At 64.7% G+C, this 12877-nt stretch carries 9 protein-coding genes; 5 read left to right on the plus strand and 4 right to left on the minus strand.

Annotation, left to right across the window (positions count from 1 at the left end; genetic code table 11):
- The first annotated feature begins 192 nt into the window (after positions 1-192).
- From EDD78_RS12520 to EDD78_RS12540, 5 genes are all read left to right on the plus strand, one after another.
- Positions 193-927 carry a hypothetical protein gene (locus EDD78_RS12520; protein WP_132085168.1) on the plus strand — a complete coding sequence of 245 codons (735 nt, stop codon included), beginning with the start codon at positions 193-195 and terminating at the stop codon, positions 925-927.
- Positions 928-1178: 251 nt separating this feature from the next.
- On the plus strand, positions 1179-5150 hold the full coding sequence (locus EDD78_RS12525) for an AlwI family type II restriction endonuclease (RefSeq protein WP_132085169.1): 3972 nt from the start codon (positions 1179-1181) through the stop codon (positions 5148-5150).
- 32 nt (positions 5151-5182) lie between these two features.
- Entirely contained in the window at positions 5183-6364 is a 1182-nt protein-coding gene (gene fabV / locus EDD78_RS12530) for an enoyl-ACP reductase FabV (protein WP_132085170.1), read from the plus strand.
- Positions 6365-6640: 276 nt separating this feature from the next.
- Positions 6641-6943: a hypothetical protein gene (locus EDD78_RS12535; protein ID WP_079697912.1), complete on the plus strand. Its 303-nt coding sequence runs from the start codon at positions 6641-6643 to the stop codon at positions 6941-6943.
- A complete protein-coding gene (locus EDD78_RS12540; RefSeq protein ID WP_132085171.1) occupies positions 6940-9336 on the plus strand; it encodes an Ig-like domain-containing protein in 2397 nt (798 codons plus the stop codon). The genes EDD78_RS12535 and EDD78_RS12540 overlap by 4 nt, the downstream gene beginning before the upstream one ends.
- Before the next feature lie 41 nt (positions 9337-9377).
- On the opposite strand, the gene EDD78_RS12545 is transcribed toward EDD78_RS12540, so the two are convergent.
- From EDD78_RS12545 to EDD78_RS12560, 4 genes are read right to left on the minus strand one after another with little or no spacing between them, the layout of a single operon-like run.
- Positions 9378-10874, minus strand: coding sequence for a xylulokinase (locus tag EDD78_RS12545; RefSeq protein ID WP_132085172.1), 1497 nt, complete (start codon positions 10872-10874; stop codon positions 9378-9380).
- Positions 10875-10879: 5 nt separating this feature from the next.
- A complete protein-coding gene (locus tag EDD78_RS12550; protein ID WP_132085173.1) occupies positions 10880-11899 on the minus strand; it encodes a Gfo/Idh/MocA family protein in 1020 nt (339 codons plus the stop codon).
- A 34-nt stretch (positions 11900-11933) separates the two neighbouring features.
- Entirely contained in the window at positions 11934-12377 is a 444-nt protein-coding gene (locus EDD78_RS12555; RefSeq protein ID WP_132085174.1) for a carbohydrate ABC transporter permease, read from the minus strand.
- Positions 12377-12793, minus strand: a complete 417-nt coding sequence (locus tag EDD78_RS12560) for an ABC transporter permease family protein (protein ID WP_132085175.1) — start codon at positions 12791-12793, stop codon at positions 12377-12379. Before EDD78_RS12560 ends, EDD78_RS12555 begins: the two co-directional genes overlap by 1 nt.
- Positions 12794-12877 lie beyond the last annotated feature (84 nt).

Consider the following 12877-nt stretch of genomic DNA (forward strand, 5'->3'; position numbering starts at 1 on the left):
AATAAGAGCCGTATGCGGCTATTATAGCACAATTTCTATGCGGTTGGACAGCGGCAGGGGGAAAATATTTGAAAGGGCAAGCGGCTGCCGCGGCGCCGGCGCCGAAATTTGACCGGGGTATGGAAATTTGCCGAAGGAAATGGTAAAATGTAGAAAAAGGCCGCCCCGCGGCCGGGAAAGGATGATCGGAAGTTGAAAAAGAAACTGTTCTCCCTGCTGGCGGCCGCCGCGCTCTGCTGCGGGATGTGCTCTGGCGCCTTCGCCGCGCAGGAGCCGCGGGTGGGCAACGTCATGCTCCAGCCCCACACCTATGAGGGGGACGAATATACCATGGTCCCGGTGGGGGTCAACACCCTGATGATGAGCTTCGTGCGGGACGACGTGTCGGTGGGCAAGGGGAATATCACCGTGACCGACGACGGCACCAGCTCGGTTCTCTGCAAGGTGGATGTGCAAAACGACCTGCTGGTGCAGAATATCACCACAAAGGAGGACAAGGGTACCGTCTTCATGATCGTGCTGCCGAAGGACCCCAAGGCGGGGCACAGCTACCGGGTCAGGGTGGAGGCGGGCTGCTTTACCTCCTCGGGCAACGGGGCCGTGTCAAGAGCGATTGATAACCCCGAGGCCTGGCATTTCACCGTGGACCTGTACGGCCTCTCGATCGCCGGGCACGATATCAATAAAGTCTGGCGGGCAGGCGAGGAGGCCGCCTTTGACGTCATGCTCTGCAACCATGCGGTGCGCGCGGTGGTCAGCGCGGTGGACGCGCGGGGGATCTCGCTCGAGACGGCCGAGCTGACCGAGTCCGGCCGGGTGAGCGCCACGGTACTCGACCCGGAAAATGCCGCGGTAAAGGCTGATTTCTACGGGCCGGATGGGGAGCTTTGCGGCTCGCTCGTCAGCACGCTGAGCGCCTGGGAATAGGGCTTTCGGGGATAGGAAGCGTATCCCGGGAGCGGGCATCAGAAAGGAAGGGGCGGCAGATAGAATCTGCCGCCCCTTTCGGTAGGCGCTCAAAAGGGCGCGGAATCAATCGCCGGCTCGCAGAGAGAAGACGCGCCCTTTGCATCCGGTTTTTGCCCTGTTTTTGGGGGAAAACCGGTTGTTTTCCCCCAAAATGTATGGTACAATGTGCAAAAAGGGTTAAAAAACGTTGCAGAAAGGGGGCGCGGGAAATGGGGCTGCTCACCACCGTCGAGGTATGCCGGGAGCTGGGGATCCCGCGTTCGACGCTCTACTACCTGCAACGCAGCGGAGCGGTGCCCCTGCCGCAGAAGCGGGGAGGGCGCCGGCTCTGGGACGAGGAGCACCTCGGCGCGCTGCGCGCGGCGCTCGCGCAAAGAAGGAAGGAGCGCCCCCCCGAGCCCCTGCCCTGCAAGACGGTGCAGATCCAAAACCGGCGGTATCTGGGCAGCAAGTATAAGCTGCTGCCCTTCATTAAAAGGGTGGTGCGCCAGGAGTGCGAGGGGGTGCACACCGTGGCCGACATCTTCGCGGGGACCGGGGTGGTCGCCTCGGCCTTTCCGCGGCAGATGGTCACCCTCAACGACAACATGGCCCACAACTGCATCTGCGCCACCGCCTGGTTTTCGGGCGAGGCGTACGACAGGGACAAGCTGATCCGGCTGATCTGCCATTATAACGCCGCCGAGGTGGACGAGGAGAACTACATGTCCCGCAACTTCGGGGACACCTACTATAGCCGCGCGGTCTGCCGTAAGATCGGCTACATCCGGGAGGACATCGAGCGGCGCTACCGCGCGGGGGAGCTCGGCGTGCGCGAACGCGCCCTGCTGATCACCAGCCTGCTGTACGCGATGGACAAGATTGCCAACACCTGCGGGCACTACGACGCCTACCGCAAGGGGGGGGATTTATCCCGCCCGTTCGAGCTCTGCCTGCCCGAGCCCCCCGAGCGGGAGAACCCCCGCAGCCGGGTATTTTGCGAGGACGCAAACGAGCTGGTGCGCCACATCGAGGCCGACCTTGTCTACATCGACCCGCCGTATAACTCGCGGCAGTACTGCGACGCTTACCACCTGCTGGAAAACGTGGCGCGCTGGGAATGCCCGCCGGTGCACGGGGTGGCGCGCAAGATGGACCGCGCCGCGCTCAAGAGCGATTATTGCACCCGCGAGGCGGCCGCCGCCTTCGCGGACCTGGTCGGGCACATCAACGCCCGCTACATCCTGCTTTCCTATAATAATATGGGGCGCAAGGGGGACGAGCGCTCGAACGCCAAGATTTCGGACGAGGACATCCTGCGCATCCTGCGCCGCAAGGGGGAGGTCAAGGTCTTTTCGACCGGCTACCGGGCCTTCTCGGCGGGCAAGAGCCAGATCAGCGAGAACGCCGAGCGGCTCTTCCTGTGCATCTGCCGCCCCGAACGGCAGCAGATGGCCTCGCCGCTCAACTACACCGGGGGCAAATATAAGCTCCTGCCCCAGCTGCTGCCCCACTTCCCGAAGGGGGTGGAGCGCTTTGTCGACCTGTTCTGCGGGGGATGCAACGTCGGGCTCTCCTGCGGCTGCTCGAAGGTGCTTTTTTCGGACGACAACGCGCCGCTGCTTGCCCTCTACGAGACCCTGCGCACCCTGCCGAAGGAGGAAACCTTCCGCCTGGTCGGGGAGCTGATCGACCGTTACGGCCTTTCGCGGGTGAGCGAGCACGGCTACGAGCACTACGGCTGCGACGGCGCCAACGGTTTGGCCGAATACAACCGTCCGGGCTATCTGCGCCTGCGGGAGGACTTCAACCGTTACCCGCTCAGGGATGCGCGCTACTATATCATGCTCTATGTGCTGATCGTTTTTTCCTTCAACAACCAGATCCGCTTCAACAAGCGCGGGGAGTTTAACCTTCCGCCCGGCAAGCGGGATTTCAATAATAAGATGACCCAAAAGCTCTCTTCCTTCATCGACCGGCTGCAGAGCGGAGACTATGAGTTCCTGTGCAGCGACTTTAGGCGGCTCGATCCGTCGATGTTCCATAAGGGGGATTTCGTCTATGCCGACCCGCCCTATCTGATCGCCTGCGCGACCTACAACGAGCAGGGCGGCTGGGGCGAGCGGGAGGAGCGGGCCCTCTTCGATTTCCTCGACGAGCTGGATAAAAGGGGGGTTCCCTTCGCGCTCTCGAACGTGCTGCGAAGCAAGGGGCGGCAGAACGACCTGCTGCTTTCCTGGCTCAAATCGAAAGGGGGACGCTATAAGGTGGCCGATCTCAAATACAGCTATTCCAACGCGAGCTATCAGACCAAAGACCGCACCTCGGGCGCGCTGGAGGTGCTGGTGACCAACTACTCCCTCGACGCCTCGGGCGCGCTGGTGGAGGAACCGGGCGAAGGCAAGCCGGGGCTCAAGCGCCTTTGGAGCATGTCCACCACCGTGCGAAACCCCTACCGCATCCGCGACTTCTTGGCGACGCTCCAGCAGCTCGAGGGCAGGGAGTGGAACAACGAGACCCAGGTGCGCTTCCAGACCCTGCTGATCCAAAACCGGCTCTACCGGCCGGGGGACGGGGGGCTGAGCGAACGGCAGCGGGAAATGCTCGGCGACCCGTTCTATGAGATGACCTACGACGAGGCAAGTGAAATCTTCAGGCAGAAGAATTACCAGGACCCGCCGATGCGCGGGCGCACCTCCTTTAAACCCCTGGAAAAATGGGGGCTGGCCTTCATCCTGGACGGCAGGATCGCCATCTCCCAGGTGGGGCATCGCCTGCTGCTGGGCGAGGAAGAGGTGGACGACGTCTGTTTTCGCAGCCTCTTAAAGTGGCAGTACCCGAACCCCCTCTCCAACCAGTTCGCCGCCAGTGCGGGATACGATGTGAAGCCCTTCGTGGCGACGCTGCAGCTCATTAGCCGGGTCAACGGGCTGTGCGCCGAGCGGGGCCAGAAGCAAAAGGGGATCTCCCGCACCGAGTTTGGGATCTTCGCCCTGTCGCTTTGCAGCTGGCGGGACGTCGAGCGGGCGGCCAGCGCCCTGCTCGATTTCCGCGCGCGCTATGAGGAGCTCGCGCATGACCGGAACGCCCAGCATGAATTTTACCTGCAGACCATCGCCACCTGGCTACGGGACTATCAAAACGCCAATGAGCAGAACATCAGGGACTACGCCGACAACGCGATCCGCTACTTCCGCCTGACCAAGTATATCTATATCCGGGGCGGGGGATACTACGTGGACCTGGAGCCGCGCCGCCAGCGGGAGCTTCATGAGCTGCTGCGCGCCGACTGCGGCGCCGCGCGGTCCTTCGCGGACAAGGAGGAGTACGTGCGCTACCTCTCGGATTACGAGAGCTATCCGCTGCCCTGGGAGAGCGCGCGGCAGCTGCGCAGAATCGCCCTGGGGATCGCCGAGGAGCTGGGCGCGCTCTGCCGGGAGCTCGGGCTGCCGGAGAGCGCGTACCCGCTCGGGGAGGACGTGGCGGCGCTCAAAGAGGGGATCCGCTTCCTGCGCGCCGAGCGCCTGCGGCTGCAAAACCTTTCGCTCTCGCGGCGGCTGCGGCAGGGCGAGGAGTTCGCGCGCATCATCGACGCGCTTGGGAATATCACCCACCAGCCCGAGCGCCCGAGCGTGGCGCTGGAAAAGTGGGCGCGCCTGGCGCTTCAGGCCATCGGGGACGCCAAGGCGATCATCCCCAACTGCCCGATGGGCGACGACAATGAGCCCACCTTCACCGCCCCGGGGGACAAGGCGGACATCGAGACCGACTACGGCGACTATGGCGGGATCTGCGAAGTGACCATGCTCACCTCCCGCGACCAGTGGTACAACGAGGGCCAGCCGGTCCAGCGGCACCTGCGCGACTATGAGGCGCGCAGCGGCTACCAGGACAACTACTGCCTCTTCGTCTCGCCGCGGTTGCACCGGGACACCTGCAACACCTTCTTCATGGCGGCGCGCTACGAGTTCGAGGGCCGGCCGCAGAAGATCGTCCCGCTGAGTATAGCCCAGCTGCGCCAGCTGCTCGAGGGGATCCGGGCGCTGCGTGAAGCGGGCGGCGACTTCGGCAGAGGCGAGCTGCGCGACTTCTATGAGCGGGCGCTGCCCGTCGAGGGAATCTCCTCCGACCAGTGGCCCGCGCACATCCAGCGGGTGCTGAATGAGACCTTCCCCCCGGCGCAGCGGGCGCTGGGCGCTTAAACAGGATACCGATCATCAAAGGAGATACACATATGATTATTGAACCGAAAGTCAGAGGGTTTATCTGCACCACCGCCCATCCCGAGGGGTGCCGCCAGAACGTGCGCCGCCAGATCGACTATGTGAAGGCGCGCCCCAAAACCGAGGGGCCCAAAAGGGTGCTCGTCATCGGCGCCTCGACCGGCTACGGCCTCGCCTCGCGGATCGCCGCGGCCTATTCCAGCGATGCCGCCACCATCGGGATCATCTTCGACAAGCCCGCCAGCGGCTCGCGCACCGCGTCGGCCGGATGGTACAACACCGCAGCCTTCGAGCAGTTCGCCCACCGCGACGGGCTCTACGCCCAAACCTTAAACGGCGACGCGTTCTCGGCCGAGATGAAGGCGCAGACGGTGGAGCTGATTAAACAGGACCTCGGGCAGGTGGACCTGGTGGTCTACTCGCTGGCGGCTCCCCGGCGCACCATGCCGGATGGCACGGTGGTCTCCTCGGTGCTCAAAACGGTGGGGGAGCCCTACACCAACAAGACCATCGACCTGCGAAGCCGCCAGCTCTCCGAGATCACCATCGAGCCGGCAAGCGGGGAGGAGATCGAGGACACCATCAAGGTGATGGGCGGCGGGGACTGGCTGGACTGGATGACCCTGCTGCACCGCGAGGGGGTCCTGGCCCCGCAGGCGGTGACGGTGGCCTATTCCTATATCGGCCCGGTGCTGACCCACCCGATGTACCTCGACGGGTCGATCGGGCAGGCCAAGCGGGACCTGTACGACACGGCGAAGAGGATCACCGCCGGGCTGCCGGGGGTGCGCGGCTACATCTCGGTCAACAAGGCGCTGGTCACCCAGTCGAGCGCGGCGATCCCGATCGTGCCGCTGTACATCTCGCTGCTTTACAAGGTAATGAAGCAAAAGGGCCTGCATGAGGGGTGCATTGAGCAGATGTGGCGGCTGCTGCACGACAAGCTCTATTCGGCATCCCCGGTGCTGGATCCGGACGGCCAGCTGCGGCTGGACGACCTCGAGATGCTCCCCGAGGTGCAGCAGGAGATCGAGCGGATGTGGGGGACGCTGGATGAACGGGGCGTCGAGCAGCTGGCCGACATCGACGGGTACTGGGAGGACTTTTATCAGATGTTCGGCTTCGCGATTCCGGGGGTGGACTATACCGCCGATTGCGACCCGACGGTGGAGATCGAAAGCCTGGCACAATGATAAAATATAAGAAGGGCCCGGGAAAGGCGAAAACCTTTCCCGGGCCCTTTTATGCCAGGACATGAAAAAGACCGCAAGCAAGGCCTGCTTGCGGTCATATTATGATGTAAACTCATATAAAGGTGGAGGAAAACCCCCAGACCCTTCCAGTTCTTTCTAAGTATATCCTGTTCTGGCGAAAAATGCAAGGGAATTTGGTGGTTTTCGGCGGGTTCCCGCGAAGAAAACGACCCCAAGAAGGCCTTGCTAACGGTCTTTCTTAAAAGGGGGATTTTCATGAAAACGAAACTGTTTGCCATCATCCTGTCCGCGCTGACGCTGTGCGTCCTGGGCGGATTTTCGTCGGGGGGAAACGGCGGCAGCCCGGAACATCCGAAACCGGATGTTCCGGGCCTGATCGCCGCCGGGGACCGCGAGGCCCTGGGGAGAATCTACACCGCGATGTTTGAGCGCGGGGAGCTCAGCGAGGAGGAATACGCCCTCGCTGAAAAATGGGACTGGATCATTCCGGACGAAGAAAAAATTCCTTTGGATGACTTCTCGATCGGGGAGGTCAGCACCGGGGTGGTGGTACCGTGAAGGAGCTCGTTTCCCGCAGGGCAGTTTGTCTCTCGCTGGCCCTGTCTTTGACCCTCGGGCTCTGTCTGCCCGCCGGGGCCACCCTCGGCGAGAGCGGCGGGGAGCGGGTGCCCCAGGGCGCCGCGCCGCGCAACACCCCGGCGGCGGCCCTCGCGCTTGCGCGCGGCGCGGCCGCCTCGGCCGGGCCGGAGAAGATCTTCATCCCGCTCTCTTCAGGTGATTCGCAGATCGCAAGCTTTCTGGTGACTGCCAAAACCGGGGACGAGCCGCCCATCGCCGGCAGCTACGACCCCGCGAAGGGCCGGGCCGAAATCCCGCTCGTTCCGCCGCCGCAGAGAGATACCGACTACGAGATCACCGTGACCTCGGTTTCCGACCAGCCCGGCCTGCGGGCCCCGGCGACAAAAACGGTGCGCCACACCTACCCGGCTGTGAAGTCGATCGCCCTCTCGGGCCCCGCGGCCCTGCGGGCGGGAGAGGGCGCCACGGTGGGCGCGGCGCTCTCTCCCCACCAGGACTATGTTTCCCCGGTGCGCTGGGCAAGCAGCAACGAGGCGGTATTGTCCATCATCCCCGGGGCGAATGACCGCAGCGTTACCATCAGCGCCCTCAAGGGCGGGACGGCGACCGTCACGGCCAGCATTTACGAGGGCGCCGACACGGTTACCGGCTCGATGAGCGTGACGGTGGTGCCCGCCGGGGGCGGGGGGAGCGAGGGGTCGGCCTTCTGGGTCACCCCCGAGAGCTACACCCTCTTCACCTCCGGGACGGCGGACGAGACCGCCTTCACCGTGGCGGCCCTCTTCTCGCCCGGGGACGAGGCCACCCCGGTGAGCTGGAGCACGGATAAAACCGGGATCGTGGAATTGCAGGAGGTCCCCGGCCAGCCGAATCAGAAACGGGTGGTGGCCAAGGCCCCCGGCAGGGCGGCCATCACCGCCGCCACGGCGGGGGGCTTGCTCTCGGACAGCTGCGTTGTCACCGTCTACCAGATCGGGGACGGCAGCGGGAGCGGGGAGGACATCACGGTGAAGCCCCCGGACGACCCCGCCGACGGGAGCTACCAGTACATCGTGAACGGCAGGCTGGTGCTCTATACCAATGGCACGCCGAATAGCGCCAACCTGAGCGGGAGCATATCGGTCACCCCGTCGCCGCCCAGTCCCCCGCAGCCCGCCTGGGCGAGCGGGAATCCGGGCGTTGCGGCGGTGGACCAAAATGGGAACGTCAGGGCAGTGGCGGCGGGGGAGACGACCGTCACCGCCACGCTGGCGGGGAAGACGGGGAGCATCCCGGTGACGGTCTACACCATCGCAAACGGCAGTCTGAGTATTACCGGGGCAAAGAACCTCGTTCACGACGGCAGTCCGGCGAGCGCGGCGCTCAGCGCCGTCTATTCCGGCCTGCCCAGCGGCGCGCGGCCGCTGACGAGCTGGCAGTCGAGCAACAACGGGGTACTCTCCCTCTCGCCGGCGGCGGGGGGTTCCACCACTGCGGCGGCGCAAGGTAAGGGGACGGCCACCGTCACGGCCAGCGGGGGCGGGCAGAGCGCGACGGCGAACATCAGCGTCGGGCAGGCGGTGACGGGGATCACGGTCAGCGCCGCCACGGCAACCGTCAAGGCCGGGGAAACGACCACGGTGAGCGCGAGTATACAACCCGCGAACGCCGACAACCGGACAATCAACTGGACGAGCAGCAATCCGGCGGTAGCCACGGTAAGCCCCGGCAGCAGCGGCAGCGGGGCGGCCGTCACCATCACCGGCGTGGCAGTGGGGACGGCCACCATCACGGCGACCGCCGCCGGGAACGCCGGACTCTCCAAGACCATTCCGGTAAAGGTCCAGTCGAACGCCCCGGTGGACGACAGCGGCAATTCCATGGAGGAGGGCAAGACAATCACCTGGGGAGGTAAGAGCTGGTGGGTAATCCACGACCACGGCGAGGACTTCGGAGGCAACACCGGCTCGGTCGTGCTGCTGGCGAATTTTAGTGGAGCAGCTGTGACCGGTTGGTATAACGGCGCCAGAAGCTTTTACGATTCTCTTCCTCTTACTGCCGAGCAAAAAGCGAAGATATCACCGCACAAGACGGTAGGAACCGGTTATGGTATGGCGTGGGCGCCGAGCGCAAAAGAAGTCTACGGGAGCAACGGCGACTACGCTGTAGACGAGAAGGAACTCCCCACCCTCACGCAGTTCAGCTATTTTGCGAAGAACGGGGTAACAGTCAATAATTGTAGCCTGGTTAGAGAGGTATATGGCGGGGATTCCCTGCTGCGCAATGATGCTGGAAGGGGCTACTATGCCATGGTAAATGCAAGCGGTAGTCTAGGTCGTGGAGTCACAACTATCAGCCGCCCCATACGCTACTGCCTCATCCTCAACCCCTGACAAAAAAGCCCGGGAAAGGCATTTGCCTTTCCCGGGTCCTTTTATGCATCCTCCCGCAGCTGCCGCAGGAGGGGATAGGCCCTGCGGTAACGCCGGTATTCCCGCTCGTAGCGCGCGTGCTGCGCGGGGCTAAAGGCCACCCGCTCCCCGCCCATGCCGTCCCCGGACGGGGCCGGCGCTTGGCCGCAGGCGGCCAGGTAGGCGAGCCGGCAGGCGCCCGCCGCCGTGGCCTGCTCCCCGGCGGGGAGCAGCAGGTCGTGCCCCAGAATGTCCGCCAGGATCTGCCGCCAGAGGCCGCTCCTTGCCCCGCCGCCCGAGAGGCAGAGGGTGCGGATCCGTCCGGCGCCCCCCAGCGCCTCGAAGCAGTCGCGCACGCCGTAGCCCACCCCTTCGAGGAGCGCGCGGCAGAGGTCCTGCCGGGTGTGCCCGCTGCCGAGCCCTAGGAAGGCCCCCCGGGTCCCCTCGTCGAAGTAGGGGCTGCCGGTGCCATTTAGATATGGCGCGAAGAGGAGGCCGCGCGCGCCCGGCTCGCTCTCGGCGGCGTAACGGTCCAGCCGCGCGAAGGGGGAGAGGGCGGCCTCCTCCTCATCCCGGGCGGGCAGCTCCCCCACCTGCTCCAAAAACCAGCGCAGGCAGTAGGCGGCGCTCGGCAGGGCGCACAGCGAAAACCGGCTGCCGGGGGAGAGGAAGGAGAAGAGATAGCTCCCCTTCGCACAGCCGGCGCCCGGCGCGCCGAGGGAGAGCACCTGTCCGGCGGTGCCGAGGTTTAAGAGCGCTTCGCCCGCCTGTGTCAGCCCGCTGCCGAGCACGCTGCACGCGAGGTCCCCCGCGCCCACCGCCACCGGGATCCCCTGCGGCAGCGCGAGGGCGGCGGCGCTCTCCCGGCAAAGGGAGCCGCCCGCGGCGAAGGAGGGCAGCAGCCCGGGGAAGAGGGCGGGGCGCAGCCCCAGCGCCCTTATAGCTTCGGCGCTCCAGGCGTTGGTTTCAAAATCGTAGAGCAGGCTGCCCGAGGCGTCGGTGTGGTCGCTCGCCAGCTCCCCGGTCAGTCGGTAGCGGATGTAGTCCTTGCAGAAGAGCACCGTGGCGGCCCGCTCCATCCGCTCGGGCTCATGGCGCAGCAGCCAGAGGAGCTTTGGCGCGGTGTAGGCGCAGGAGGCCGGGTTTTGCAGCCGCTCAAAGAGCGTCTCGCCCAGCAGCTTTTGGAGCCCTGCCGCCTCCTTGGCGCAGCGGGTGTCGCACCAGGTGATGCATCCCCCCACCGGCTCGCCGTGCCCATCCAGCAGCACCGGCCCGTGCATCTGGGCGCAAAGGCCGATGGCGCAGACCCCGGCGTACTCCCCGGGGAATTCCTGCCGCAGCGCGGCGCAGGCGGCAACGGCCGCGCGCCACCAGTCCTGGGGGTCCTGTTCCATATGGCCGCCCTGGTTGCGGGAAAAGGGGTAGCCCTCCTGGCGCAGCGCCAGCTGCCGCCCACCGGGGGCAGAGAGAAGCGCCTTGACCCCGCCTGTTCCGAAATCGAGGGAGAGCAGGGTTTCCATCCCGCTCACCCCTCGCCCCGGACCGACACCACCTCGCCGCGCTCGGCGCTTTCGAGCACCTTGATGGCGGCGTAGGCCACCTCGTACCCGTCGCGCACCGAGCAGCGGGGCGTGCGGTCGTACCGCACGCAGTCGAGGAAATGCACAAGCTCCAGCCTCAAATCGCCCTTACGCACCCCGAAGGATTCGGTCCAGTAGCTCACGTCCTGGTATTCGCACCCCTCGTTCGAGCAGACCCGGTACCCCTGGTCCCCGAAGTCCATGGTAATGGCGCTCCTGGTGCCCACGATCTGCATCGACGCGTCAATATAGCTGGGATATTTGTCCGGCAGCGCCCAGGTGTTTTCCAGCGAATAGGTGATCCCGCCCTGAAGTTTGAAGACGGCCTGGATCGAATCCAGTGCACCGGGAAAGCCCTCGTTGCACATGCGCACCGCGCGCGACGCGGCGTAGACGTTCTCAAATTCCCGCCCGGTCAGCCAGCGCACCAGGTCGATGTCGTGCACCCCGCTGTGGGTGATCAGCTTGCACTGTCTGGCGTAGCGCTTGGCGCCGAGGGTGGGGGAGTTGCGCTTGGAGGAGATGTAGATGATCTCCCCGAGCGTCCCGTCCCGGATGGCCTCATAGGCGCGCTCGTACCGGATGTCGAAGCGGCAGATGTGCCCGACCATCGTTTTATAGGGGTAGCCCTCGCACGCGTCGAGGAGGATTTTGGCGTTTTCCAGGGTGTCGGCCAGGGGCTTTTCGATGAGCACATGCTTCTTCTGCGCCAGGGCGGCGAGCACCACCCCGGTGTGCAGGCTGTCCGGCACGCAGACGTCGACGACGTCCACATCGGCGCGGGAGAGAGCCGCCTCCCAGTCGTCGGTGCCCTCGCACCCGAGCCGCCCGGCGAGGGCGTTTGCACGTGTGCGCTCAAGGTCGGCCACCACCGCGAGGCGCACCCCGGGCTCGGTGGCGTAGATTTCGGCGTGCATGCTGCCAAAGTATCCGCAGCCGATGACGGCAACGCTCAGTTTATCCATAAATGATCAGCCTTTCTTGTGAAGGTAGAGGTCTTTACTTGATAGCCCCGAAGGTCATCCCCTTGATGAAGTATTTCTGCACGCACAGCGAAAGCAGGAAGACGGGCAGGATGGTGGTGATCCCCACCGTGGCGATCTCCCCCCAGCGGGAGGCGACCGCGCTCCACATGCTGGCCGCGGCGACCGGCATGGTCTTGGTATTCTCCCCCGTGAGGATCAACGCGAAGAGGAACTCGTTCCAGGAGAAGATGAAGGTGAAGATCATCGCGGTGAAGAGCCCGGGCAGCGAGAGGGGGAAGACCACCCGCAAAAAGGAGGAGAAGGGCCCGCAGCCGTCGAGCTTGGCCGCCTCGTGCAGCTCGGGGGGCACCTCGCGGAAGAAGCCCTGCAGCGTCCAGATCACGAAGGGCAGATTCATGGCGATATAGGAGATGATCAGCGAGAGGAGGTTGTCGAGCAGCCGCAGCTGCCGGAACATCAGATAAAACGGGATGGCCGCCGCGATGGGGGCATCATCCGTGTGCTGATGATCCAGAAGGAAAGGTCGCGCTTGCGCTTTTGGCTCATGCGCAGCCGCACCAGGCCATAGGCCCCGAAGGAGCCGGCGACGATGCAGATGAGGCACGCGCTCCCCGCGGCGATCAGGCTGTTGCGCAGGTATTTGAAATATCCGCCCTCCCCCAGGACCACCGAGTCGTTGCTCGCGCCCAGGATCACCGCCCCATAATTTTGCAGGCTGGCGCTCTGGGGGACGAGGCTGGGGGGATACGCGAATATCTCTGCCTTGCCCTTGAGAGAGGTGGCGAACATCCAGTATACCGGGAAGAGGAAGGCGCAGAGGATCAGCAGCAGGCTCAGGAAGACCAGGGCATGCAGCAGGCGTTTTTTAACCATGTTTTTGAATCCTTTCTCGGGAATTGGGGCCGCTCCTAGCTTTGCCGGAGGCCGCCAGGGCGCAAAAACCAGGGTGTGATATTG

The organism is Harryflintia acetispora, from assembly GCA_004340125.1.
GTDB classification, from domain to species: domain Bacteria; phylum Bacillota; class Clostridia; order Oscillospirales; family Ruminococcaceae; genus Harryflintia; species Harryflintia acetispora.